General features: G+C 73.6%; 25 protein-coding genes and 1 pseudogene. 19 read left to right on the top strand and 7 right to left on the bottom strand.

From position 1 onward, the window contains the following. From hisD to hisF, 8 genes are read left to right on the top strand one after another with little or no spacing between them, the layout of a single operon-like run. Entirely contained in the window at positions 1–1,323 is a 1,323-nt protein-coding gene (gene hisD, locus OG974_RS13710) for a histidinol dehydrogenase (protein WP_327282971.1), read from the top strand. Then, complete coding sequence (locus OG974_RS13705) at positions 1,320–2,429, top strand: histidinol-phosphate transaminase (protein ID WP_327282970.1); 1,110 nt, start codon at positions 1,320–1,322, stop codon at positions 2,427–2,429. The genes hisD and OG974_RS13705 overlap by 4 nt, the downstream gene beginning before the upstream one ends. Then, positions 2,426–3,019 carry an imidazoleglycerol-phosphate dehydratase HisB gene (gene hisB, locus OG974_RS13700; RefSeq protein ID WP_030155936.1) on the top strand — a complete coding sequence of 198 codons (594 nt, stop codon included), beginning with the start codon at positions 2,426–2,428 and terminating at the stop codon, positions 3,017–3,019. The genes OG974_RS13705 and hisB overlap by 4 nt, the downstream gene beginning before the upstream one ends. A gap of 2 nt (positions 3,020–3,021) precedes the next feature. Continuing rightward, entirely contained in the window at positions 3,022–3,189 is a 168-nt protein-coding gene (locus OG974_RS13695; protein ID WP_327282969.1) for a hypothetical protein, read from the top strand. After that, entirely contained in the window at positions 3,186–3,836 is a 651-nt protein-coding gene (gene hisH / locus OG974_RS13690; RefSeq protein WP_327282968.1) for an imidazole glycerol phosphate synthase subunit HisH, read from the top strand. The genes OG974_RS13695 and hisH overlap by 4 nt, the downstream gene beginning before the upstream one ends. Beyond that, positions 3,836–4,567 (top strand): bifunctional 1-(5-phosphoribosyl)-5-((5-phosphoribosylamino)methylideneamino)imidazole-4-carboxamide isomerase/phosphoribosylanthranilate isomerase PriA, encoded by a 732-nt coding sequence (gene priA / locus OG974_RS13685; protein WP_371646601.1) that lies wholly within the window; start codon positions 3,836–3,838, stop codon positions 4,565–4,567. The genes hisH and priA overlap by 1 nt, the downstream gene beginning before the upstream one ends. Further along, a complete protein-coding gene (locus tag OG974_RS13680; protein WP_327282966.1) occupies positions 4,564–4,950 on the top strand; it encodes a RidA family protein in 387 nt (128 codons plus the stop codon). Before priA ends, OG974_RS13680 begins: the two co-directional genes overlap by 4 nt. After that, positions 4,947–5,702: an imidazole glycerol phosphate synthase subunit HisF gene (gene hisF, locus OG974_RS13675; RefSeq protein ID WP_329313221.1), complete on the top strand. Its 756-nt coding sequence runs from the start codon at positions 4,947–4,949 to the stop codon at positions 5,700–5,702. The genes OG974_RS13680 and hisF overlap by 4 nt, the downstream gene beginning before the upstream one ends. 157 nt (positions 5,703–5,859) lie before the next feature. On the opposite strand, the gene OG974_RS13670 is transcribed toward hisF, so the two are convergent. Beyond that, positions 5,860–6,492 carry a TIGR03085 family metal-binding protein gene (locus OG974_RS13670; RefSeq protein ID WP_327282964.1) on the bottom strand — a complete coding sequence of 211 codons (633 nt, stop codon included), beginning with the start codon at positions 6,490–6,492 and terminating at the stop codon, positions 5,860–5,862. A gap of 84 nt (positions 6,493–6,576) precedes the next feature. On the opposite strand from OG974_RS13670, the gene hisI reads away from it, so the two are divergent. From hisI to lgt, 11 genes and pseudogenes are all read left to right on the top strand, one after another. Then, positions 6,577–6,939 (top strand): phosphoribosyl-AMP cyclohydrolase, encoded by a 363-nt coding sequence (hisI, locus tag OG974_RS13665; protein ID WP_054224493.1) that lies wholly within the window; start codon positions 6,577–6,579, stop codon positions 6,937–6,939. Between the two features lie 19 nt (positions 6,940–6,958). Continuing rightward, entirely contained in the window at positions 6,959–8,449 is a 1,491-nt protein-coding gene (locus OG974_RS13660) for an anthranilate synthase component I (RefSeq protein WP_328762436.1), read from the top strand. Between the two features lie 14 nt (positions 8,450–8,463). Further along, entirely contained in the window at positions 8,464–9,129 is a 666-nt protein-coding gene (locus OG974_RS13655) for a TIGR02234 family membrane protein (protein ID WP_327282962.1), read from the top strand. Between the two features lie 98 nt (positions 9,130–9,227). Then, a complete protein-coding gene (locus OG974_RS13650; RefSeq protein ID WP_327282961.1) occupies positions 9,228–9,479 on the top strand; it encodes an HGxxPAAW family protein in 252 nt (83 codons plus the stop codon). Between the two features lie 71 nt (positions 9,480–9,550). Continuing rightward, entirely contained in the window at positions 9,551–10,015 is a 465-nt protein-coding gene (locus tag OG974_RS13645; RefSeq protein WP_327282960.1) for a DUF2752 domain-containing protein, read from the top strand. Positions 10,016–10,187: 172 nt separating this feature from the next. Beyond that, positions 10,188–10,997, top strand: a complete 810-nt coding sequence (gene trpC, locus OG974_RS13640; protein ID WP_134075034.1) for an indole-3-glycerol phosphate synthase TrpC — start codon at positions 10,188–10,190, stop codon at positions 10,995–10,997. 7 nt (positions 10,998–11,004) lie between these two features. Continuing rightward, entirely contained in the window at positions 11,005–11,214 is a 210-nt protein-coding gene (trpM, locus tag OG974_RS13635; protein ID WP_328762433.1) for a tryptophan biosynthesis modulator TrpM, read from the top strand. A gap of 219 nt (positions 11,215–11,433) precedes the next feature. Further along, positions 11,434–12,690 carry a tryptophan synthase subunit beta gene (gene trpB / locus OG974_RS13630; RefSeq protein WP_327282958.1) on the top strand — a complete coding sequence of 419 codons (1,257 nt, stop codon included), beginning with the start codon at positions 11,434–11,436 and terminating at the stop codon, positions 12,688–12,690. Beyond that, entirely contained in the window at positions 12,687–13,517 is an 831-nt protein-coding gene (gene trpA, locus OG974_RS13625) for a tryptophan synthase subunit alpha (RefSeq protein WP_371646595.1), read from the top strand. Before trpB ends, trpA begins: the two co-directional genes overlap by 4 nt. A 120-nt stretch (positions 13,518–13,637) precedes the next feature. Continuing rightward, positions 13,638–14,432, top strand: a pseudogene (locus tag OG974_RS13620) (DsbA family protein); the annotation flags it as partial. 301 nt (positions 14,433–14,733) lie between these two features. Then, positions 14,734–15,810, top strand: a complete 1,077-nt coding sequence (lgt, locus tag OG974_RS13615) for a prolipoprotein diacylglyceryl transferase (protein ID WP_371646592.1) — start codon at positions 14,734–14,736, stop codon at positions 15,808–15,810. A 677-nt stretch (positions 15,811–16,487) separates the two neighbouring features. On the opposite strand, the gene OG974_RS13610 is transcribed toward lgt, so the two are convergent. The 6 genes from OG974_RS13610 to OG974_RS13585 all read right to left on the bottom strand — a co-directional run bounded on the left by OG974_RS13610 (position 16,488) and on the right by OG974_RS13585 (position 23,441). Next, complete coding sequence (locus tag OG974_RS13610; RefSeq protein WP_371646590.1) at positions 16,488–17,294, bottom strand: CoA ester lyase; 807 nt, start codon at positions 17,292–17,294, stop codon at positions 16,488–16,490. Further along, on the bottom strand, positions 17,291–18,466 hold the full coding sequence (locus OG974_RS13605) for a CaiB/BaiF CoA transferase family protein (RefSeq protein ID WP_371646818.1): 1,176 nt from the start codon (positions 18,464–18,466) through the stop codon (positions 17,291–17,293). Before OG974_RS13605 ends, OG974_RS13610 begins: the two co-directional genes overlap by 4 nt. Positions 18,467–18,540: 74 nt before the next feature. Continuing rightward, positions 18,541–19,470, bottom strand: coding sequence for a ribokinase (gene rbsK / locus OG974_RS13600; RefSeq protein WP_327282953.1), 930 nt, complete (start codon positions 19,468–19,470; stop codon positions 18,541–18,543). Beyond that, complete coding sequence (locus tag OG974_RS13595) at positions 19,467–20,930, bottom strand: ADP-ribosylglycohydrolase family protein (RefSeq protein WP_371646816.1); 1,464 nt, start codon at positions 20,928–20,930, stop codon at positions 19,467–19,469. The genes rbsK and OG974_RS13595 overlap by 4 nt, the downstream gene beginning before the upstream one ends. Before the next feature lie 38 nt (positions 20,931–20,968). Beyond that, positions 20,969–22,114 (bottom strand): ADP-ribosylglycohydrolase family protein, encoded by a 1,146-nt coding sequence (locus OG974_RS13590; protein ID WP_371646587.1) that lies wholly within the window; start codon positions 22,112–22,114, stop codon positions 20,969–20,971. 7 nt (positions 22,115–22,121) lie between these two features. Next, the gene (locus OG974_RS13585) at positions 22,122–23,441 is read right to left on the bottom strand and encodes an ADP-ribosylglycohydrolase family protein (RefSeq protein ID WP_371646814.1); all 1,320 of its coding nucleotides are present in this window, start codon (positions 23,439–23,441) and stop codon (positions 22,122–22,124) included. Between the last annotated feature and the right edge of the window lie 99 nt (positions 23,442–23,540).

The following is a 23,540-nucleotide window of genomic DNA, read 5'->3' as shown; positions in this document are numbered from 1 at the left end:
GTGATCTCTCGTATCGACCTGCGCGGTGACGCCCTCCCCGAGGGTGGCGCCCTGCGCGATCTGCTGCCCCGTGCCGAGTTCGACGTGGAAGCCGCCCTGGAGAAGGTGCGGCCCATCTGCGAGGACGTCCATCATCGTGGCACGGCGGCGCTCATCGAGTACGCGCAGAAGTTCGACGGTGTCACGCTGGAGCAGGTCAGGGTGCCCGCCGAGGCGCTCAAGGCCGCCCTCGACGAGCTGGACCCGGCCGTCCGCGCCGCTCTGGAGGAGTCCATCCGGCGCGCCCGGATCGTCCACCGCAACCAGCGCCGCAGCGAGCACACCACCCAGGTGGTCCCCGGCGGGACCGTGACGGAGAAGTGGGTTCCGGTCGAGCGCGTGGGCCTGTACGCCCCGGGCGGCCGCTCGGTGTACCCGTCCTCCGTCGTCATGAACGTCGTACCGGCGCAGGAGGCGGGCGTCGAGTCGATCGCGCTCGCGTCCCCGCCGCAGAAGGAGTTCGGCGGGCTGCCGCACCCGACGATCCTCGCCGCGTGCGCGCTGCTCGGCGTGGACGAGGTGTACGCCGCCGGCGGCGCCGTGGCCGTCGCGATGTTCGCGTACGGCACGGAGGACTGCCTGCCGGTGAACATGGTGACGGGCCCCGGCAACATCTGGGTCGCTGCCGCCAAGCGCTACTTCACCGGTCGGATCGGCATCGACACCGAAGCCGGCCCGACCGAGATCGCGGTCCTCGCGGACTCCACGGCCGACCCGGTGCACGTCGCCGCCGATCTGATCAGCCAGGCCGAGCACGACCCGCTGGCCGCGGCCGTCCTCGTCACGGACTCCGAGGAGCTCGCGGCCGCCGTCGAGCGGGAGCTGGAGCCGCAGGTCGCGGCCACCAAGCACGTCGAGGACCGGATCAAGCCGGCGCTCGCGGGCAAGCAGTCCGCGATCGTGCTGGTCGACAGCCTGGAGGACGGTCTCAAGGTCGTCGACGCGTACGGCGCCGAGCACCTGGAGATCCAGACCGCCGACGCCGCTGCCTGGGCCGCCCGGGTGCGCAACGCCGGCGCGATCTTCGTCGGCCCCTGGGCCCCGGTCTCCCTCGGCGACTACTGCGCCGGGTCGAACCACGTGCTGCCCACCGGCGGCTGCGCCTGCCACTCCTCCGGCCTGTCCGTGCAGTCGTTCCTGCGCGGCATCCACATCGTCGACTACACGCGCGACGCGCTCGCCGAGGTCACCCACCACGTGGTGACGCTGGCCGAGGCCGAGGACCTGCCGGCGCACGGCGCAGCCCTCAAGGCGCGCTTCGGATGGAAGGTGCCCACCCAGTGAGTTTCGGGATCGACGACCTCCCCATCCGGGACGAACTGCGCGGCAAGACCCCGTACGGCGCCCCCCAGCTCGACGTGCCCGTCCAGCTGAACACCAACGAGAACCCGTACGAGCTCCCCGAGGAGCTGGTGCGGCGCATCGCCGAGCGCGTCTGCGAGGCCGCCCGCACCCTCAACCGCTACCCCGACCGGGACGCGGTCGAGCTGCGGACCGAGCTGGCCGCGTACCTCACCCGCACCGCGAAGCACCCGGTGGCGCTGGAGAACGTCTGGGCCGCCAACGGCTCCAACGAGGTCATCCAGCAGCTGCTGCAGACCTTCGGCGGGCCAGGGCGCACGGCGATCGGCTTCGAGCCCTCGTACTCGATGCACGCGCTGATCTCGCGCGGCACCGGGACCGGCTGGATCTCCGGCCCGCGCCGCGAGGACTTCACGATCGACGTGGAGGCGGCGGAGCAGGCCATCGCCGAGAACGCCCCCGACGTCGTCTTCATCACGTCGCCCAACAACCCCACGGGCACCGCGGTCGAGGCGGAGACCGTCCTCGCCCTCTACGAGGCCGCGCAGGCGGCCAAGCCCTGCCTGGTCATCGTGGACGAGGCGTACGTGGAGTTCAGCCACCGCGACTCCCTCCTCCCGCTGATCGAGGGCCGCCCCAACCTGGTGGTCTCCCGGACCATGTCCAAGGCCTTCGGCGCCGCCGGACTGCGCCTGGGCTACCTGGCCGCGCACCCGGCCGTGGTCGACGCCGTGCAGCTCGTACGCCTGCCGTACCACCTGTCGGCCGTGACCCAGGCGACCGCGCTGGCCGCCCTGGAGCACACCGACACCCTGCTCGGCTACGTCGAACAGCTCAAGGCCGAGCGGGACCGCCTCGTCACCGAACTGCGGGCCATCGGCTACGAGGTCACCGAGTCCGACGCGAACTTCATCCAGTTCGGGAAGTTCGACGACTCGCACACCGCCTGGCAGAAGATCCTCGACCAGGGTGTCCTGGTCAGGGACAACGGCGTACCGGGCTGGCTGCGGGTCACCGCCGGCACCCCGGCCGAGAACGACGCGTTCCTGGAAGCGGTTCGCGCACTGAAGAAGGAGCAGCACGCATGAGCCGCATCGGACGGGTCGAACGGACCACGAAGGAGACCTCGGTCCTGGTCGAGATAAACCTCGACGGCACCGGCAAGGTCGACGTCTCGACGGGCGTGGGCTTCTACGACCACATGCTCGACCAGCTCGGCCGCCACGGCCTCTTCGACCTCACGGTCAAGACGGACGGCGACCTGCACATCGACAGCCACCACACCATCGAGGACACCGCCCTCGCGCTGGGCGCCGCGTTCAAGCAGGCCCTCGGCGACAAGGTCGGCATCTACCGCTTCGGCAACTGCACCGTGCCGCTCGACGAGTCCCTCGCCCAGGTGACCGTCGACCTGTCCGGCCGCCCGTACCTCGTGCACACCGAGCCCGAGAACATGGCGCCGATGATCGGCGAGTACGACACGACGATGACCCGGCACATCTTCGAGTCGTTCGTCGCGCAGGCCCAGATCGCCCTGCACATCCACGTCCCGTACGGCCGCAACGCCCACCACATCGTGGAGTGCCAGTTCAAGGCCCTGGCCCGGGCGCTGCGCTACGCCGCCGAGTTCGACCCGCGCGCCGCCGGAATCCTGCCCTCCACGAAGGGCGCCCTCTAGCCGTGAACGGCCTGAACACCATCCTGATCGTCTTCGGCCTGTTCTTGGCCGGAGGCGTCTACTCCTTCCAGAAGCAGCAGATGCCCAAATCGGTCGTCGTCCTGCTCGCCATCGGCTCCGCGATGTGTCTGGCCGCCGGAGTCCTGCGGATCCAAGGAATCTGGGAATGAGCGCAGTCCGCCCCACCAAGACGGTCGTGGTCTTCGACTACGGCTTCGGAAACGTACGCTCCGCCGAGCGCGCCCTCGCGCGCGCCGGCGCGGACGTCGAGATCACCCGCGACTACGACAAGGCGATGGACGCCGACGGGCTCCTCGTCCCCGGCGTCGGTGCCTTCTCCGCCTGCATGCAGGGCCTCAAGGACGTCCGCGGCGACTGGATCATCGGCCGCCGGCTCTCCGGCGGCCGCCCGGTCATGGGCATCTGCGTCGGCATGCAGATCCTCTTCGAGCGGGGCATCGAGCACGGCGTGGAGACCGAGGGCCTCGACGAGTGGCCCGGCACCGTCGAGCCGCTGCGCGCCCCGATCGTGCCCCACATGGGCTGGAACACCGTGGACGCCCCGGCCGACAGCCAGGCCTTCAAGGGCCTGGACGACGACGCCCATTTCTACTTCGTGCACTCGTACGCGGTGCGCGGCTGGAGCCTGGAGGTCACCAACCCGGCGATCCGCGCCCCCAAGGTCACCTGGGCCACCCACGGCGAGCCCTTCGTCGCAGCGGTGGAGAACGGCGCCCTGTGGGCCACCCAGTTCCACCCCGAGAAGTCCGGCGACGCCGGTGCCCAGCTCCTCACCAACTGGATCGAGACCCTCTGATGCCCGTCAACAAGCTGGAACTCCTCCCCGCGGTCGACGTCCGCGACGGGCAGGCCGTCCGCCTCGTGCACGGGGTGTCCGGGAGCGAGACCTCCTACGGTTCCCCGCTGGAGGCGGCCCTCGCCTGGCAGCGCGCCGGCGCAGAGTGGCTGCACCTCGTCGACCTCGACGCCGCCTTCGGCACGGGTGACAACCGCGCGCTGGCCGCGGAGATCACCGGCGCCATGGACATCAAGGTCGAACTGTCCGGCGGAATCCGCGACGACGCCACGCTCGCCGCGGCCCTCGCCACCGGCTGCACCCGCGTCAACCTGGGCACCGCCGCCCTGGAGACCCCCGAGTGGGCCGCCAAGGCCATCGCCGAGCACGGCGACAAGATCGCCATCGGCCTCGACGTACGCGGCACCACCCTCAAGGGCCGCGGCTGGACGAGCGAGGGCGGGGACCTCTACGAGACCCTCGCGCGCCTGGACTCCGAGGGCTGCGCCCGGTACGTCGTCACCGACATCGGCAAGGACGGCACGCTGACCGGCCCCAACCTGGAGCTGCTGAAGAACGTCTGCGCCGCCACGGACCGGCCGGTCGTGGCCTCCGGCGGCGTCTCCTCGCTGGACGACCTGCGGGCGCTGGCCGAACTGGTGCCGCTGGGCGTCGAGGGCGCGATCGTCGGCAAGGCGCTGTACGCCGAGGCGTTCACCCTGGAAGAAGCACTGAAGGCGGTCTCCGCATGAGCTCCGACGCAGTACGCCTCATCTCCTCCGGCGGAGCGTACGAGGACGTCATCGGCTACTCGCGGGCCGTACAGCTCGACAACGGCCTCGTGCTCGTGTCCGGCTGCACCGCCGCCGGTGTCGACGGCCCGTACGACCAGACCGTCACCGCCTTCGGGGTGGCGTTCAAGGCGCTGGAGCAGGCCGGTCTCGGCCCCGAGCACGTGGTCCGCACCCGGATGTACCTCACGCACGCCCGGGACGTCGAAGAGGTCGGCCGCGCCCACAAGGAGCTCTTCGACGCCGTCCGCCCCGCCGCGTCCATGATCATCGTCTCCGGCCTCGTCGACCCCAGCATGGTCGTTGAGGTGGAGGTCGAGGCCTACCGGGGAGCGTCGCGATGACCCTTGCCGTACGTGTGATCCCCTGCCTGGACGTGGACAACGGCCGGGTCGTCAAGGGCGTCAACTTCCAGAACCTGCGGGACGCCGGCGACCCGGTGGAGATGGCCAAGCTGTACGACGCCGAGGGTGCCGACGAGCTGACCTTCCTCGACATCACCGCGTCGTCAGGGAACCGCGAGACCACGTACGACGTGGTGCGGCGGACCGCCGAGCAGGTCTTCATCCCGCTGACCGTCGGCGGCGGCGTCCGCACCGCCGACGACGTGGACAAGCTGCTGCGGGCCGGCGCGGACAAGGTCGGCGTGAACACCGCCGCCATCGCCCGGCCCGAGCTGATCCAGGAGATCGCGGAGCGCTTCGGGCGGCAGGTCCTCGTCCTGTCCGTCGATGCCCGCCGCACGGCCGGCGGCTCCTTCGAGGTCACCACGCACGGCGGCCGCCGGGGCACCGGCATGGACGCCGTCGAGTGGGCGCACCGGGCGACCGACCTGGGCGCCGGCGAGATCCTGCTGAACTCGATGGACGCGGACGGCACCAAGGACGGGTACGACACCGAGATGATCGCGGCCGTGCGGAAGCACGTCACGGTCCCGGTGATCGCCTCGGGCGGAGCGGGCCGGCTGGAGCACTTCCCGCCGGCGATCACGGCCGGCGCCGACGCGGTGCTGGCGGCGTCCGTGTTCCACTTCGGCGACCTGCGGATCGGCCAGGTCAAGGACACCCTCCGCGAGGCGGGCCACCCGGTCCGCTGACGCCCGGCCGGCGGCGGTGACGGAGCCCGGGGCACTGCCCCGGGCCTGCGGGCCCGCGCTCGCCGCCCCGGCCGGGTCGGCGGACGGAATCCGCCGCAGGCGCCCGAAGCCCGGGAGGCCCGTCAGGGCCGACCGGTGCGAGGGCGCCGTCAAGGGGTCAGATGCCGAGCTTGGCCACCGTCAGCTTGGCGACGGCCTCCTTCGGGCCGTCCAGTTCCACCGCGGCGGCGTTCTGGCGGCCGAAGCAGAACAGCGTCAGCTCGCCCGGCTCGCCGGTGACCGTCACCACCGGGGTGCCCTTGTGCGCGACGACGGTCTGCCCGTTCGGGCGGCGCAGCACCAGGCCCACCGGGGCGCGACGGCCCGTCAGCCGGGCCAGCTTCTCCAGCCGTGACCACAGGGCGTCCGAGAACACCGGGTCCAGCTGGCGCGGCGACCAGTCCGGCTGGGCGCGCCGGACGTCCTCCGCGTGGACGTAGAACTCCACCGCGTTGGCCGCCTCGTCGATCTGCTTCAGCGCGTACAGGGACATCTTCGGTGGGCCGGTCCGGATCAGCTGGATCAGTTCCTCGTACGGCTTGGCCGTGTACTCGGCCATCGCCTTGTCCAGCCGGTCCTTCAGGACGTTCAGCAGCAGGCCGCCCGCCGCGTCCGGGCGACGCTCCCGGACCACCACGTGTGCCGCCAGTTCCCGGGCCCGCCAGCCGTCGCACAGCGTCGGCGCCTCCGGCCCCACCGCCTCCAACAGGTCCGCCAGCAGCAGGCGTTCGCGCTTCGCATGGGTAGACATGGGGGCCAGCCTACGACCGGATGCCGCCCCGTGCCCGCCCATCAGGCGGACGGTGATCCGTTACGGCCCCCCGGTCGCGGCACAATGGCCCCCATGAGTACGTCCTCCCTCGATCCCGCCATCGCCGCGCGGCTCAAGCGCTCCGCCGACGGCCTGGTACCGGCCATCGCCCAGCAGTACGACACCGGTGAGGTGCTCATGCTCGGCTGGATGGACGACGAAGCCCTGCACCGCACCCTGACCACGGGCCGCTGCACGTACTGGTCCCGCAGCCGCCGGGAGTACTGGGTGAAGGGGGACACGTCCGGCCACTTCCAGCACGTGAAGTCCGTCGCCCTCGACTGCGACGCCGACACCCTCCTCGTCAAGGTCGACCAGGTCGGTGCCGCCTGCCACACGGGTGCCCGTACGTGCTTCGACGCCGATGTCCTTCCGCTGGCCGAATAGGCAGTTAGGGTCCCACCTCATGGATCTTGAGACGTTCCGCAAGCTCGCGGCGGACCGCCGCGTCATCCCCGTGAGCCGCAAGCTCCTGGCCGACGGAGACACCCCCGTCGGGCTCTACCGGAAGCTGGCCGCCGAACGCCCGGGCACCTTCCTGCTGGAGTCCGCCGAGAACGGCCGCTCCTGGTCCCGCTACTCCTTCGTCGGCGTCCGCAGTGCCTCCACGCTGACCGTCCGCGACGGGCGCGCGCACTGGATCGGGACCCCGCCCGTCGGCGTCCCCACCGACGGCGACCCCCTGGACGCCCTGCGCGCCACCGTCGAGGCCCTGCACACCCCCCGCGACCTCGCCGCGGGGATGCCGCCCTTCACCGGCGGCATGGTCGGCTACCTCGGCTACGACATCGTGCGCCGCCTGGAGCGCATCGGCGAGCACACCGACGACGACCTGCGGCTGCCCGAGCTGACCATGCTGCTCACCTCCGACCTGGCGGTCATGGACCACTGGGACGGCACGGTCCAGCTCATCGCCAACGCCATCAACCACAACGACCTCGACACCGGCGTGGACGAGGCGTACGCGGACGCGATGGCCCGGCTCGACGCCATGGAGGCCGACCTCGCGCGGCCCGCCCCGTACACGCCCACCCCGCTGCCCGCCTCCGAGCTGCCGGAGTTCTCCGCGCTGTGGGGCGGCGAGAAGTACCGGGACGCCGTCGAGGACATCAAGGAGCGGATCCGGGCCGGCGAGGCCTTCCAGGTGGTGCCCTCGCAGCGGTTCGAGACCCCCTGCGCCGCCTCCGCACTGGACGTCTACCGGGTGCTGCGGGCCACCAACCCGTCCCCGTACATGTACCTGTTCCGCTTCGAGAACGGCTTCGACGTCGTCGGCTCCAGCCCCGAGGCCCTGGTCAAGGTCGAGGACGGCCGGGCCATGGTCCACCCGATCGCGGGCACCCGCCACCGCGGGGCCACCCCGCAGGAGGACCACGAGCTCGCCGAGGAGCTGCTGGCCGACCCCAAGGAGCGGGCCGAGCACCTGATGCTCGTCGACCTGGGCCGCAACGACCTGGGCCGGGTCTGCGAGCCGGGATCGGTGGAGGTCGTCGACTTCATGTCGATCGAGCGGTACTCGCACGTCATGCACATCGTCTCGACCGTCACCGGCCGGGTCGCCGAGGGCCGCACCGCCTTCGACGTGCTGACCGCCTGCTTCCCGGCCGGCACCCTCTCCGGGGCGCCCAAGCCGCGCGCCATGCAGATCATCGAGGAGCTCGAACCCTCCCGCCGGGGCCTGTACGGCGGCTGCGTGGGCTACCTCGACTTCGCCGGGGACTCCGACACGGCCATCGCCATCCGCACCGCGCTGCTGCGCGACGGCACGGCGTACGTCCAGGCCGGCGCGGGAGTCGTCGCGGATTCGGTGCCCGAGCTGGAGGACAACGAGTGCCGCAACAAGGCGGCCGCCGTCCTGCGCGCGGTGGGAGCGGCCAACCGGCTGAACGCCTCCTGACGCGGTAGGGGATAGTGGGGTACGTGAGTGCCGTACCCCCACCCCGAAACGACACCGACGCTCCCGCCGCCGCGGACACCGCGGACGGCGGTGACGGTCGCGGCGGCCGCCGCAGCGTGGCCGTCGCCCTGCTGCTCGGCGCGCTCGGTGCCACCGTCGTCCTGCTCGCCTCCGGCCGTGTCTGGGCCCGGGGCGCCGCCGCCGTCGGGGGCGGCTCGCTGCCGCTGACCGCGGACGGGCGGGCCGTCACCGGACTTCCGGCGGCCCTGGCCATCGTGGGCCTCGCCGCCCTCGTGGCCGTGTTCGCCGTACGCGGCAGGAGCCGGCTGCTGGTCTCCGGGCTGCTCGCGCTGAGCGGCCTGGGCGCGGCGCTCTCCGCGGTGCTGGCCGCCGACGACCGTCAGGCGCTGGACGCGCAGGCCGCCCGCGCGACGGCGGACACCGCGGCCCGGGTGGGGGAGCTCACACACACGGCCTGGCCGTACATCACGGCCGCCGGTGCGGCCCTGATCCTGGTCGCCGGACTGCTGGCCCTGAGGTTCGGCGGCAGCTGGCCCGCGATGGGCGGCCGCTACGAGCGGGACGGCAGTCCCCGCGCCCGCAAGGCGGCGGCGGTGGACCCCGACCGGCCCGAGGACCTGTGGAAGGCCCTGGACCGTGGCGAGGACCCGACCCGCTGACCGGGCACCGCGCCCGGTGCGGGACAATGGGCACCGAGCATTCGACACAGACCGCGATTTCTTAGCAGTACTGCGACAGAGCAAACGAGGAGCAACTCATGGCGGGCACGAACCACGGACACACCCCGGCCGCCTGGACCGGTGTCACCATCGCGTTCATCGGTTTCTGCATCTCCGGTGCCTTCATGGTGCTCGCGAACCCGCTCGGGTTCTGGGCCGGTCTCGTCGTGGTCGCGCTCGGCGGTGTGGTGGGCATGGCGATGAAGGCCGCGGGCATGGGTGCGCCGAAGGGCGCCCACGATGACCTGGCCGTGGTGATCGCCGCCAACAAGGCCGCCGCCAAGGCCTGACGGACCGCCGAGGTCCGAGTACCGGTGCAAGCCTTCGAAAGGCGCGGCCCCGCCGGGCTGCGCCTTTTGTCATGAGCGGAGAGAATCAGCGCGTGGACGCCTCTCGCAGCCCCTTCGCCGCTCCTGCGCCGCCGCAGGGCCGCGCCCGGCGGCTGGCCCCGCCGGCGCTCACGCTGGCCTCGGCGGCCCTCGCCTTTGCGTACGTGGGCGCCGTGGATCCCAATGAACCGGGCCACTATCCGGTCTGCCCGCTATTCAAGCTCACCGGAATCCTGTGCCCCGGATGCGGCGGGCTGCGCAGTGCCCACGCGTTCGCCCATGGTGATCTGATCGCCGCTTTGGGGGCAAATGCCCTGGCCGTCGCCGGCTACTTCGTCTTCGCCGGCTACATGGTCCTGTGGCTGGTTCGCGCCTGGCGCGGCGACCCGCCCCCGCGCTTCGTCCTGCGGCGGCCGCACTGGTGGGCCATCGGGGTGCTGGCACTGGTCTTCGTAGTGGTCCGAAACCTGCCCCTCGGATCGGCGCTGGCCCCATAACGCCTGCACAGGGCCCATATGAATCCTGGATTCCGAATGTCCAGTCAATGGGACGGCGTCAACCGCGTGCGGAGGGCAAGGCCTCCTGCGGATACCATTTGATTGCTGACCTTGCAGTTGTACGTGTCTGCAAGGCGGCCGACCGTCATCGACCCGGAAGGGGGCCGCTCGCGTGAGTGTGCTCGACGAGATCATCGAAGGGGTCCGCGAAGACCTTGCCGAACGGCAGGCCCGCGTGAGCCTCGACGAGCTCAAGGAGCGTGCCGCCAAGGCGCCCCAGGCCAAGGACGGCGTCGCGGCCCTGCGCGGCGACGGCGTCAAGGTGATCTGCGAGGTCAAGCGCTCCAGCCCCTCCAAGGGCGCGCTGGCCGCGATCGCGGATCCGGCTGGACTCGCAGCCGACTACGAGGCGGGCGGTGCGGCGGTCATCTCCGTCCTCACCGAGCAGCGCCGTTTCGGTGGCTCGCTGGCCGACCTGGAGGCCGTCCGCGCGCGCGTGGACATCCCGATCCTGCGCAAGGACTTCATCGTCACGGCGTACCAGCTGTGGGAGGCCCGCGCCTACGGCGCCGACCTCGTGCTGCTGATCGTCGCGGCCCTGGAGCAGGAGGCCCTCGTCTCCCTCATCGAGCGGGCCGAGTCCATCGGCCTCACCCCGCTCGTCGAGGTCCACGACGAGGACGAGGTCGAGCGCGCGGTTGCGGCCGGCGCCAAGATCATCGGTGTCAATGCCCGCAACCTCAAGGACCTCAAGGTCGACCGCTCCACCTTCGAGCGCGTCGTCGGCGAGATCCCGGCCCACATCGTCAAGGTCGCCGAATCCGGCATCCGCGGGCCGCACGACCTGATCGCCTACGCCAACGAGGGCGCCGACGCCGTCCTCGTCGGGGAATCCCTGGTCACCGGACGCGACCCGAAGGCGGCCGTGGCCGACCTCGTCGCCGCCGGCGCCCACCCCGCCCTGCGCCACGGTCGGAGCTGACCGTCCCATGACCACCGACCGCCCCTCCGTCCGCACCCGGCCCGGCTTCGGCCCCGCCGGCGTGCCGACGGCGCACGCGCCCCTGGCGCGCGGCTGCCGCCCCCGCGGCTGCCGCGCTCCGGCCCGGCGGGTGCACGGGCGGCGGGTCCGGTACGTGATCGGCTCCGAGCCCGGTCAGGTCAACGGCATGCGATGGCGCACCACAGGAGCGCCGTAACGAGGACCGCCCGGGTCCGGTACGCCTGACGTCGTCTCCCGACGCCGCCCGTCGTACCGCCCGAGGCGCTCGCTTACGGTCCGTGGCCCCGAGCCGCCGGCTCCGGGCGCGGGCCGCTGCGTCCGTACGCATCGGCACCCCCGCAGCGGGGTGCACGTGCGGCGGACCCGCGGCGCAATACGGTGCATCCATCCCATCGCACCCGTAGGAGTACTGGGCATGTCCAGCAGCTCGTTCTTCATTCCGGACCCGGAGGGTCACGTCCCCAACGCCGAGGGCTACTTCGGCGAATTCGGCGGCAAGTTCATCCCGGAGGCGCTCGTGGCCGCCGTGGACGAGGTCGCCGTCGAGTACGAGAAGGCCAAGGGCGACCCGGCCTTCGCGGCCGAGCTCAACGACCTGATGGTCAACTACACCGGCCGGCCCAGCGCCCTCACCGAGGTGCCGCGGTTCGCCGAGCACGCCGGCGGCGCCCGGATCTTCCTCAAGCGCGAGGACCTCAACCACACCGGCTCGCACAAGATCAACAACGTGCTGGGCCAGGCGCTGCTCACCAAGCGCATGGGCAAGACCCGCGTCATCGCCGAGACCGGCGCCGGCCAGCACGGCGTCGCCACCGCCACGGCCTGCGCCCTCTTCGGCCTCGAATGCACCGTCTACATGGGCGAGATCGACACCCAGCGCCAGGCCCTGAACGTGGCCCGGATGCGCATGCTGGGCGCCGAGGTCATCGCCGTGAAGTCAGGCTCCCGCACCCTCAAGGACGCCATCAACGAGGCGTTCCGCGACTGGGTCGCCAACGTGGACCGCACCCACTACCTCTTCGGCACGGTCGCCGGCCCGCACCCCTTCCCGGCCATGGTCCGCGACTTCCACCGGGTCATCGGCGTCGAGGCCCGGCGCCAGATCCTGGAGCGCGCCGGACGGCTGCCTGACGCCGTCGCGGCCTGCGTCGGCGGCGGCTCCAACGCCATCGGCCTCTTCCACGCCTTCATCCCGGACGCCGACGTCCGCCTGGTCGGCTTCGAGCCCGCCGGACACGGCGTCGAGACCGGCGAGCACGCGGCCACCCTGACCGCGGGCGAGCCGGGCATCCTGCACGGCTCCCGCAGTTACGTCCTCCAGGACGAGGAGGGCCAGATCACCGAGCCGTACTCCATTTCGGCCGGCCTGGACTACCCGGGCATCGGCCCGGAGCACTCCTTCCTGAAGGACTCGGGCCGCGGCGAGTACCGCGCGGTCACCGACGACGCCGCGATGCAGGCCCTGCGCCTGCTCTCCCGCACGGAGGGCATCATCCCGGCGATCGAGTCGGCGCACGCCCTCGCGGGCGCCCTCGACCTGGGCAAGGAGCTCGGCAAGGACGGGCTGATCGTGGTCAACCTGTCCGGCCGCGGCGACAAGGACATGGACACGGCCGCACGCTACTTCGGCCTCTACGACGACACGGCCGACACCGAGGGGGAGAGCAAGTGAGCACGGACGGCAACGCCAAGGGCAACATCCAGCTGCTGAGCGACACCCTCGCCAAGGTCAAGTCCGAGGACCGCGCGGCCCTCATCGCCTACCTCCCGGCCGGTTTCCCGACCGTCGACGGCGGCATCGAGGCCGTCAAGGCCGTCATCGCGGGCGGCGCGGACCTGGTCGAGATCGGCCTCCCGCACAGCGACCCGGTCCTGGACGGCGCGATCATCCAGACCGCCGACGACATCGCCCTGCGCGGCGGCGTCAAGATCGCCGACGTGCTGCGCACCGTGCGCGAGGCCCATGCGGCGACCGGGGCGCCGGTGCTGGTCATGACGTACTGGAACCCGATCGACCGCTACGGCGTGGAGCGGTTCGCCACCGAGCTGGCCGAGGCGGGCGGTGCGGGCTGCATCCTGCCCGACCTGCCGGTCCAGGAGTCCGCTCTGTGGCGCGAGCACGCCGACAAGCACGGTCTGGCGACCGTCTTCGTCGTCGCTCCGAGCAGCAAGGACGAGCGCCTGGCGACCATCACGGCCGCCGGTTCCGGTTTCGTCTACGCCGCCTCGCTGATGGGTGTCACCGGCACCCGCGAGTCGGTCGGCCACGAGGCCCAGGAGCTGGTCCGGCGCACCCGCGCGAAGACCGAACTCCCCGTCTGCGTCGGCCTCGGCGTCTCCAACGCCGTCCAGGCCAAGGAGGTCGCGGGCTTCGCCGACGGGGTGATCGTCGGTTCGGCCTTCGTGAAGCTGCTGCTGGACGCGCCGGACCTGCCGGCCGGGCTGGCCGCCGTACGGGCGCTGGCGGGCGAGCTCGCGGAAGGCGTGCGCAGGGGCTGACCGCAGCCGGCGTGCGCGTTCGATCGGCGCTGCGAACCCCTGACCGGGTTCTGTAGCCCGATCGGGTGGAAGTGGGGGCGGGGAGGCACGCGAGTGCCTCCCCGCTTCGTTTGGCCGAACGTGAGCGAGAAGAACGACGACGGTGCGAACCGCGAAGCGAAACGATCGGCCCGCGAGCGGCTCCAGGTGGAGCGCGAGCGCGAGAAGAAGAGGGAAAAGCGGCGGCGGACCCTCGTCGTGGCGTCGGCCGTGGTCGGCGTCCTCGGCCTGGCGGCCGTCGTCGGCCTGATCGCGGCCAACACCGACAAGGGCGACAAGTCCGCCAAGGCGGGCCCGGTGTCAGCCCCCTCCGGGGCCACCGGCAAGGACGCGCTCGTCATCCAGACGGGCAAGCCCGAGGCCAAGTCCACGCTGACGGTGTGGGAGGACTTCCGCTGCCCGGCGTGCAAGTCCTTCGAGACCAACTACCGGGACACGGTCCACGAGCTGGAGGCCAAGGGCCTGCTCAAGGTCGACTACCACCTGGTCACCCTGATCGACGGGAACATGGGCGGCAGCGGCTCGCTCAAGGGCGCCAATGCGGCCGCCTGCGCGCAGGACGCCGGCAAGTTCGCCGCCTACCACGACGTCCTGTTCGAGAACCAGCCGCAGGAGACGAGCGACGCGTACGGGACGAACGCGAAGCTGCTGGAGCTGGCCGCCAAGGTGCCCGGGCTGGACACCCCCGAGTTCCGCAAGTGCGTCGAGGACGGGACGCACAACAGTTGGGTGAACAAGTCCTTCGAGGCCTTCCGCGCCGGGAAGTTCCGGGGCACCCCGAGCGTGCTGCTGAACGGCAAGGACATCTTCGCCGACCAGGCCAACCCGGTCACCCCGCAGAAGCTCAAGGAGCAGGTGGAGGCCGCGGCGAAGGGCACCGGGGGCGGGGCGGGGGCCGCGAGCGCCTCGCCGTCGCCGTCGGCTTCCGCTTCCGCTTCCGGTTCGTCGTTCTCCTCCTCGAAGGGGTCGAAGGGGTCGAAGACCTCGGGGTCCGGGACGTCGTCCGCCTCGTCCCCGTCCGCGGCGAAGTCCTCGTCCACGACCTCGGGGTCGAGGGCCGGCTCGGCCGGGGCCTCGCAGGGGGCCGCGGAGGACTGACCGCCCCGTCTCGATTTGGCGCCAGGTTGCCGGGCGGGTTGCGGTCCGCACCGCCCGGCAGGGTAGCGTCGGCTCTGCCATGAACCTTGCCTATATCCCCAGCCCGTCGACCGGCGTGATCCATCTCGGACCGATCCCGCTGCGCGGCTACGCGTTCTGCATCATCATCGGCGTCTTCGTCGCCGTCTGGCTCGGCAACAAGCGGTGGATCGCGCGCGGCGGAAAGCCGGGCACGGTCGCGGACATCGCCGTGTGGGCGGTGCCATTCGGCCTGGTCGGCGGTCGCCTCTACCACGTGATCACCGACTATCAGCTGTACTTCGGCGAGGGCCGCAACTGGGTCGACGCCTTCAAGATCTGGGAGGGCGGCCTCGGCATCTGGGGCGCGATCGCGCTGGGCGCGGTGGGCGCCTGGATCGGCTGCCGCCTGCGAGGCATCCCGCTGCCGGCCTGGGCCGACGCCCTGGCCCCCGGCATCGCCCTCGCCCAGGCCTGCGGCCGCTGGGGCAACTGGTTCAACCAGGAGCTGTACGGCCGCGCCACCGACCTGCCGTGGGCGCTGGAGATCAGCGACGGCCCCAACCGGGTCGCCGGGACCTACCACCCGACGTTCCTGTACGAGTCGCTGTGGTGCCTCGGCGTCGCCGCGCTCGTGATCTGGGCGGACCGCCGCTTCAAGCTCGGACACGGCCGGGCCTTCGCCCTGTACGTGGCCGCGTACTGCGCCGGCCGAGGCTGGATCGAGTACATGCGCGTCGACGAGGCCCACCACATCCTGGGCCTGCGGTTGAACGTGTGGACCGCGATCGTGGTCTTCGTCCTGGCCGTCGTCTACTTCGTCCTGTCGGCGAAGCTGCGGCCGGGCCGCGAGGAGGTCGTGGAGCCGGACCGCGGTCCCGCGGCGTCCGACCCCGCCGCGAAGGAAGCCGACGCGGCCGCCGGGGCCAAGGACTCCGAGCCGAAGGCCGGCGTCGACGCCGGGGCCGAGACCGATGCGGAGGCCACGGTCGAGGCTGACGCCAAGACCGAGGCCAAGACCGAGGCCAAGACCGAGGCCAAGACCGAGGCCAAGACCGAGGCCGAGGCCGGCGCCGAGGGCGGTTCTGCGGCCGAGTCCAGGGACGCCGAGGAGCCCAAGGCCGCCAAGAAGCTCTGACCGGGTCGTCCGGAACACGACGGGAGGGGCGCCGCGCACCGCGCGGCGCCCCTCCCGTCTGCGTGGGGCGCGACCGCGCACGGACGTCACGTCCCGGCGCTTCACGCCCGATCGGAAGGCGGAGCCGCCCCGGGCCCCGCCCACCGGGCACCCCGAACCCCCACCCCACGCGCTCCCGGGGCTCCGGCCCCAGCTCTGGCTGCCGCTGCCGTTGTTGCGGCCCCGGCTCGGCTCCGGGCCCGCCTCGGTCTCGACCCCGGCTGGGTTTCGAGGCTCGGCCGCGGCTCGGCTCCGGGGCCGACTCGGTCTCGGCCCGGCCCGGTTCGGCCCGGCTCGGCCCCGGCTCGGCCCCGGCCCGGCCCGGCCCGGCTCGGCCCGCCCCGGTTCGGCTCGGTTCGGCTTGGCCTGGCTCGGCCCGCCCCGGTTCGGCCCGGCCCGCCCCGGTTCGGCCCGGCCCGCCCCGGTTCGGCCCGGCTCGGCTCGGCTCGGCTCGGCCCGGTTCGGTCTCGGCCCGGTTCGGTCTCGGCCCGGCTCGGCCCGGCTCGGCTCGGCCCGGCTCGGCTCGGCCCGGCTCGGCTCGGCCCGGTTCGGCTCGGCCCGGTTCGGTCTCGGGGGATGCGCCTGTGGGGGGCGCCGGGGGCGGGCGGGCCGCGCCGGAGGGGGCGCCCCGCGCCGCGTCATTCGCGGCGGGCCAGGGCGACGAGGCGTTCCGCGCCCGCCAGGACCGCCGGGTCGACGAAGCGGCCGTCGGGCAGGGCGACCGCGCCCGGGCTGCGGCGGGCGGCCGCGACGATCTCCTCGGCGGCGGTGACCTCCTGCGGGCCGGGCAGATAGGCCCGCTCGATCACCGGCAGCTGGCGCGGGTGGATCGCCGCCCGGCCCAGGAAGCCCAGGGCCCGCCCGCGGGCACAGGAGCGGGCCAGCGCCTCCAGGTCCCGGATGTCGGGGAACACCGACTGTGCGGGCGGGGCGAGTCCCGCCGCCCGTGCCGCGACCACCACGCGGGAGCGCGGCCAGTCCAGGCCCGCGTCCGCGCTGATGCCCAGGTCGGCCCGGAGGTCGGCCTCGCCGAGGGAGAGCGCGCGCAGGGCGGGGTGCGCGCGGGCGATCTCGTACGCGCGCTCCACGCCCAGCGCCGACTCCAGCATGGCGTGCAGGGTCACCCCGCCGGTGCGGTCGGCGACCGCGACGATCTGTTCGGGCGCCGAGATCTTCGGCAGCCGCAGCCCCGCGAGGCCCCGCAGCCCGGTCAGAGCGGTCAGGTCGGCGCCGGCCCACGGCGAGTCCAGCGCGTTGACGCGGACGAAGACGGGGACCGGGGGCCGCTCGGCGAGCCGTTCCGCGGTGGCGGCGCGGGCGTACTCCTTGCGGGAGGCCGACACCGCGTCCTCCAGGTCGACGATGACGGCGTCGGCCCCGGAGCGCAGGGCCTTGGCCACCACCTCCGGGCGGTCGCCGGGTACGTAGAGCCAGGTCAGGATCACAGGGCCCGCTCCATCCGGAGTGTGCTGATCTCGGCCTCGGACAGGCCGAGTTCGGTGAGTACGGCATCGGTGTCCGCGCCGTGCGGGCGGCCCGCCCAGCGGATCGCGCCGGGGGTCTCGGACAGCCGGAACAAGACGTTCTGCATCCGGAGCGGGCCGAGTTCGGGGTCGTCGACCTCGGTGACGGTGTCCAGGGCGGCGAACTGCGGATCGGCCATGACGTCCCGCACGTCGTAGACCAGGGCCACGGCGGCCTCGGCCTCCTCGAAGGCGGCGACCACGTCGTCGGCCTTGTGGCGGCCGATCCAGCCGCCCACCGCCCCGTCGAGGACGGGCGCGTGGGCGGCCCGGCCGGAGCCGGTCGCGAACCACGGCTCCGCGATCAGCTCGGGCCGGCCGACGAGCCGCATCACGCGCTCGGCGATGGACTGGGCGGAGGTGGAGACCGCCAGCCAGCGCCCGTCCGCACTGCGGTAGGTGTTCCGGGGAGCGTTGTTGGTGGAGCGGTTGCCGGTGCGCGGCTGGACGTAGCCGAGCTGGTCGTACCAGAGCGGGTGCGGGCCCAGCACCGTGAGGATCGGCTCGATGATGGCCAGGTCCACCACCTGTCCGTGACCGGTGCGCTCGCGCCCGGCGAGCGCGGTCATCACGGCGTACGCGGTGGTCAGTGCGGCGATCGAGTCGGCGAGGCCGAAGGGCGGCAGGGTCGGCGGCCCGTCCGGCTCCCCGGTGATCGCGGCGAAGCCGCTCATCGCCTCCGCGAGGGTGCCGAAGCCGGGCCGGCGGGCGTACGGGCCCTGCTGGCCGAAGGCGGTGACGCGGGCCAGCACCAGCCGCGGGTTGGCGGCGGACAGCTCGGCCCAGCCCAGGCCCCACTTCTCCAGGGTGCCGGGGCGGAAGTTCTCGATGATCACGTCGGCGGTCGAGGCCAGCCGCAGGAGGGTGTCGCGCCCGCCGGGAGCGGACAGGTCCAGGGTCATCGTCCGCTTGTTCCGGCCGAGCAGCTTCCACCACAGGCCGATGCCGTCCTTGGCGGGGCCGTGCCCGCGCGAGGGGTCGGGGCGTTCGGGGTGCTCGACCTTGACGACGTCGGCGCCGAAGTCACCGAGCAGGGTGGCGGCGAGCGGTCCCGCGAAGAGCGTGGCGAGGTCCAGCACCCTCACCCCGTGCAGCGGCCCGCTCCCCGGCTCGCCCCGCTGCCCGCTCCCCTGCCCGCGCTCCGGCCCGGCCGCCGGCGCGGCGGCGGTCACGAGGCGGCTCCGGAGACGGGACCGGAGACGGGACCGGCCGCCGCGAAGGCGTCCGTCTCGGCGCGGGTCGGCATCGAGTCCTGGGCCCCCGGCCGTTGGACGGACAGCGCGGCCGCCGCCGAGGCCCAGGCCAGCGCCCGCGGCATGGGGAGGTGGTCCCCGAGGGCCACGGCGAGCGCGCCGACGAAGGTGTCGCCGGCCGCGGTGGTGTCCACGGCGCGGACGCGGGGCGCGGGCACGGTCAGCGGCTCCCGCCCGCGGGCGGCGTACAGGGACCCGCCCGCGCCGAGGGTGACTACGACCTCCGGGACCTCGTGGAGCAGGGCCTTCGCGGCCTGGTAGGGGTCGGTGAGCCCGGTGAGGGCGGCGGCCTCGTGCTCGTTGGGGACGAGCAGGTCGGTGGCGGCGAGGAGCTCCGCGGGCAGCGGCTGGGCGGGGGCCGGGGTGAGGACCGTACGGACCCCGTGGGCGCGGGCTGCGAGAGCGCCGGCCAGGACGGCGGACAGCGGGACTTCGAGCTGGAGGAGGAGCGAGTCGGCGGCGCCGATGCGGGACTCGTCGCCCGCCTCCAGGCCGGTGACGCGGGCGTTGGCGCCCGGGATGACGACGATGGCGTTCCCTCCCTCGTCGTCCACGGTGATGTGCGCGGTGCCGCTGGCGCCCTCGACGGTGCGCAGGGCCGCCGTCTCGACCCCGGCCCCGGTGAGCGCGGAACGCAGTCGTACGCCGAACCCGTCGGCCCCGACCGCGCCGATCATCACCACCTCCCCGCCGAGGCGGGCGGCGGCGACGGCCTGGTTGGCCCCCTTGCCGCCGGGGGCGGTGCGCAACTCGCGGCCGGTGACGGTCTCCCCGAGGCGGGGGGCCTTGGCCACGTAGGCGACGAGGTCCATGTTGGTACTGCCGAGCACGGCGATGGCCGTCATGGGCGGGCTGCCTCCTGTGCGGTGAGCTGGGCGAGGGTGTCGAAGCCGATGCCGTCGAAACCGGGGACGGTGGTGGCGAGACGGTTCTTGAGGGGCGCGGACCAGCGGTGCGGGACCCCGGCCGGGTCGACGAGCGCGGCGAGGGAGCCGGCGGTCGCCCCGTTGGAGTCGGTGTCCCAGCCGCCGGACACCGCACGGCACACGGAGCGCGTGAAGTCCCCGTCGGCATGGGTGAGGGCGGCCGCGACGAGTGCCGTGTTGGGGACGGCGTGCACCCAGTGGTAATGCCCGTAGCGGGCGTGCAAGTGGTCCACGACGCGGTCGAAGTCGGCGTACCGGCCGGCCGTGTCGACGGCGTGCCGGACGGCCTCGGCGAGCCGTGAGCGCGGCGGTACGACGGCCAGCCCGGCCCGGAGTGCGGTGTGGACGTCGGTCCGGCCTGCGGCGGCCTCGGCGATGGCGGCGGCGGTGAACAGGGCGGCGTAGAGGCCGTTGCCGGTGTGGGTGAGGGTGGCGTCCCGGTAGGCCTGGGCCGCGGCGGCCGCCGGGTCGCCGGGGTTGGTCCAGCCGTGGACGTCGGCCCGGATGAGGGCGCCGATCCACTCGCGGAAGGGATTGCGGTGGGTGGCGGTGGCCGGGGGCTCCAGGCCGAGCAGCAGGTTCCGGTGCGCCAGGCGCTCGGCGGTGAAGGTCCGGCCCGCGGGGAGCTCGTCGAGCCAGAGCCGGGCGACGTCGGCGGTGGTGAACCGCTTGCCGTGCCGCTGGAGCAGGAGCAGGTTGAGGAGGGGGTAGTTGAGGTCGTCGTCCTCGGGCACGCCGTCAATGTTCTCGGCGAGGGAGGTGGCGGCGGAACGCCGGTTCCAGGGGTGGGCGGCCAGCAGCTCCGGCGGGACTCCGCGGGCGGTGAACCAGTCGTGCAACGGCCAGTTGCCCGCGGCGCGGGCGAGCGCGCGGATCCCGGCCAGCGGCAGCTTCTCCACCGGCTTCCCGAGCACGCACCCGACGGCCCGGCCCGTCCAGGCCGCCTCCAGCCTCCGGCACAGCCCGTCCGCCCCGTCCGCCCCGTCCGGCCCCTCGGCCCGTGCGGGGCCGATGGCCTCGGGGGCCGGCCGGCCCGGCCCGGTGGCGGCCTCCGGCCAGGTCGCGGTGATGGCGGGCCAGGAGCGGGGTTCGTCCGCGCTGAGCGGGGGCGGGAGGGCGGCCAGGGCCGTCAGGAGGCGTTCGGCCAGGACGCGGAGCTGCGGGGAGGCGGGGGCGGGGGAGCTGCCCGCCCGGGCGGGGGCGGGCCGGCCGCCCGCGTCCAGCCAGGTGCGCAGCAGCGGCTCGGCGGCCGCTGCCCGGCCGTCCTCGGCGGCCTGCCGGAACTCGTGCCCGAGCAGGTCCTCCGGCTGGACCCAGGTAAGCCGTACGACCTCGGCCGCACCGCCGCCCGCGGCCCCGGCCGGGGGCGGGCTCGGGATCGGCGCGGCCGCAGCGCCGTCGCAGGTCGGGGCGCCGGTCACTGCGGGGCGGCGATCGAGGTGAACGCCGACTCGTGGCTGCGGCGGCGGGCCCCGTCCAGGGCGAAGACCTCGCGGGCCACCGCCGCCAGTGCGGACGCCGGGGCGTGCAGGTCCAGGCGGCTGGCCTCGGCGACCTGCTTGGCCCACACCGGCGGGACCGCACGGACGCCCGCCAGGGCTCCGGCGATCGCCCCCGCCATCGTGGCGATCGAGTCACAGTCCCGACCGTAGTTCACGGCGCCGAGGACCGAGCCCTCGTACGCCCCGTCGGCGACCACCAGCATGCCGAGCGCGATCGGGAGTTCCTCGATCGAGTGGAGGCGGGACGGGCGGCGCGCGCCGAGCGAGGGGGAGCGGTAGTCCGGGCCCACCGAGTCGTACGGGGCCACCGCCGCCCGCAGCGGGGCCAGCGCCGACTCGAAGTCCCGGTGGCGGCCCGCCACTTCGCACACCGCCGCGATCGCCTCACGGGTGCCGTCCTTGGCCAGCGCGAGGGCCGTGTCCACCACCGACGACGCCGTCGCCCCCGGTACGCACGCCGCCGCCACCGCCGCCGCGAAGACGCCCGCCGCCTCCCGCCCGTACGAGGACTGGTGCGCCCCGGCGATGTCCAGGGCCTCCGCGTACGCGCCCGCCGGATGGCCCGCGTTGACGATGCCGACCGGCGCCATGTACATCGCCGCACCACAGTTGACGATGTTGCCGTTGCCCGCCTCGCGCGGGTCCGCGTGGGCGTAGTGCAGCCGCGTCACGATCCACTTCTCGGCGAGGAAGATTCGCTGGAGGGGGAGCGCCTCGGCTTCGAGTTCGGGGATCCAGCGCGGGTTGGTCATCAGGTCAGGGACCAGGTGCTCGGCGACCGCGTACGCGTCGAGGTGGTCCCGTACGGCCTCGTAGACCCGTACCAGCGCGTGCGTCATGAGGGTGTCGTCGGTGACGTGGCCGTCGCCCTTGTGGTACGGCGCGATGGGGCGGGCCGTGCGCCAGTCCTCGTGCCACGGGCCGACGATGCCGTGCACGCGACCGCCGTGCCGTTCCACGATCCGGTCCGGGGACCAACCCTCCACCGGGCCGCCGAGCGCGTCGCCGACGGCGGCTCCGACGAGGCAGCCGGCCGCCCGGTCTTCCAGAGTGAGCGTCATGTCCGAATCATCCCTTGGGTGAGGTGAGTTCCGTGCGAGCGAGGAGCGCGGCGAGTTCGACGAGGTCGGTGCCGGCGAGGCGGGGCAGGGCGCAGCCGGAGAGGGTGCGGCAGGCTTCGCGCCAGGCGGTGGGGATCGAATCGCCGCCGCCGAGGGCGCCGGTGAGCGCGCCGGCCAGGGCGGGGGCGGAGTCCGCCACGCGGGACAGGCAGGCGGCGGCCGGGACGGCCTCGGAGGCCCGGCCGCGGGCGGCGGTGGTGAGGGCGAGGGCCACCGGGACGGTCTCGGCGGCCGCGATCCCGTAGCTGTAGACGTGGTCGACGATCTCGTGTTCGAGGGTGGGGACGATGGCGAAGGCGCTGCCGGGGCCGTCCGCGCGGGTACGGGCGAGCTTGACGGCGTGGCGGGCGTTGCGGCCGATCTCGGTGGCCTCGGGGAGTTGGCCGAGAGCGGCGTCGACGGCGGTGTCGGGGTCGGCGCCGGCGAGGGCGACCGCGATGGCGGCGGCCATGGCGCGGGCGCCGTGCACTCCGTCGCCGTCCTGCGTGTAGCGGGCGTCGAACTCGGCGAGATCGGCGGCCGCGGCCGGATCGCCGGGGTGGACGACGGCGAGCACGCACGCGCGGACGCAGGCGGCGTCGTCGAAGTAGTGCGGGTTGTCGTGGCCGGTGGCGGGCGGGCGCAGGCCGGCGGCGAGGTTGCCGAGGCCGGCCCGCACGGAGATGCGGGCGCGGAGCGGGAGGACGGCGGACTCCACTTCGGGGGCACGCTCGGCCGCGGCGGCGATCTCGCTGGCCAGGGCGTTCCAGGCGAGGTCGATGGCGGCCCGCATGCGGCGGGACCGGCTGAGGTCGCTGAGCAGCACACCGGCCGCGGTGAGCACGGATTCGGCGGCGAAGGCCGCCCACTCGGCGTCGTCGGAGGGGCCCAGGCGCAGGGGCTCCGGGGGCTGGTTCAGGGCGATGGGCACGGGCAGGGTCGTGGTCTGGTTCTGCTCGGCGAAGGTGTCGAGCTCACGGGTGAGGCGGCGGGTCCACTCGGGCATGCGGCTGGCCCGGTGCCGGGCGGCGGGCCACCCGGCGGCATCCCCCGCGGCGAGCCCGAGCAACACCCCCTCGATCCGCCGGACCCCGGCGGGGGGCCGGGAGGCCTCCGGGCCCCGGGCCTGCGCGGCGACCTCGGCCGTGCCGGGGCCCTCGGCCCGGGCGGGAGCCGGGCCTGAGCCCTGGACCGGGTCCCTGCGGCGGGCCGGTGCAGGTGCGGTCGCCTTGGCGCGCGCCGTGGACGCGGCTGTCACCGGGTCCGGAGCCGCGGCGGGGACCGGGATCGGGTTCGCGGCGGCCGGGGCCGTGCCGGTGGCCGCTTCCCGACCTGGGGTCGTGGTCGCGGCCAGGGTGAGAGCCGTGGCCGTGGCGGAGTCCGAGCC

It is taken from the genome of Streptomyces sp. NBC_00597, from assembly GCF_041431095.1.
In the GTDB taxonomy this organism is placed as follows: Bacteria; Actinomycetota; Actinomycetes; order Streptomycetales; family Streptomycetaceae; genus Streptomyces.
The sequence above is the reverse complement of the archived record's forward strand: the minus strand, read 5'-3'. Positions and strand labels throughout refer to the sequence as shown.

Excerpts from the sequence above, each read along its gene's own strand:
- hisB (WP_030155936.1), top strand. The coding sequence starts at position 2,426 with ATGAGCCGCATCGGACGGGTCGAACGGACCACGAAGGAGACCTCGGTC.
- hisH (WP_327282968.1), top strand. The coding sequence starts at position 3,186 with ATGAGCGCAGTCCGCCCCACCAAGACGGTCGTGGTCTTCGACTACGGC.
- priA (WP_371646601.1), top strand. The coding sequence starts at position 3,836 with ATGCCCGTCAACAAGCTGGAACTCCTCCCCGCGGTCGACGTCCGCGAC.
- OG974_RS13680 (WP_327282966.1), top strand. The coding sequence starts at position 4,564 with ATGAGCTCCGACGCAGTACGCCTCATCTCCTCCGGCGGAGCGTACGAG.
- hisF (WP_329313221.1), top strand. The coding sequence starts at position 4,947 with ATGACCCTTGCCGTACGTGTGATCCCCTGCCTGGACGTGGACAACGGC.
- OG974_RS13670 (WP_327282964.1), bottom strand. The coding sequence starts at position 6,492 with ATGTCTACCCATGCGAAGCGCGAACGCCTGCTGCTGGCGGACCTGTTG.
- hisI (WP_054224493.1), top strand. The coding sequence starts at position 6,577 with ATGGCCCCCATGAGTACGTCCTCCCTCGATCCCGCCATCGCCGCGCGG.
- OG974_RS13660 (WP_328762436.1), top strand. The coding sequence starts at position 6,959 with ATGGATCTTGAGACGTTCCGCAAGCTCGCGGCGGACCGCCGCGTCATC.
- OG974_RS13650 (WP_327282961.1), top strand. The coding sequence starts at position 9,228 with ATGGCGGGCACGAACCACGGACACACCCCGGCCGCCTGGACCGGTGTC.
- OG974_RS13645 (WP_327282960.1), top strand. The coding sequence starts at position 9,551 with ATGAGCGGAGAGAATCAGCGCGTGGACGCCTCTCGCAGCCCCTTCGCC.
- trpM (WP_328762433.1), top strand. The coding sequence starts at position 11,005 with ATGACCACCGACCGCCCCTCCGTCCGCACCCGGCCCGGCTTCGGCCCC.
- trpB (WP_327282958.1), top strand. The coding sequence starts at position 11,434 with ATGTCCAGCAGCTCGTTCTTCATTCCGGACCCGGAGGGTCACGTCCCC.
- lgt (WP_371646592.1), top strand. The coding sequence starts at position 14,734 with ATGAACCTTGCCTATATCCCCAGCCCGTCGACCGGCGTGATCCATCTC.
- rbsK (WP_327282953.1), bottom strand. The coding sequence starts at position 19,470 with ATGACGGCCATCGCCGTGCTCGGCAGTACCAACATGGACCTCGTCGCC.
- OG974_RS13590 (WP_371646587.1), bottom strand. The coding sequence starts at position 22,114 with ATGACGCTCACTCTGGAAGACCGGGCGGCCGGCTGCCTCGTCGGAGCC.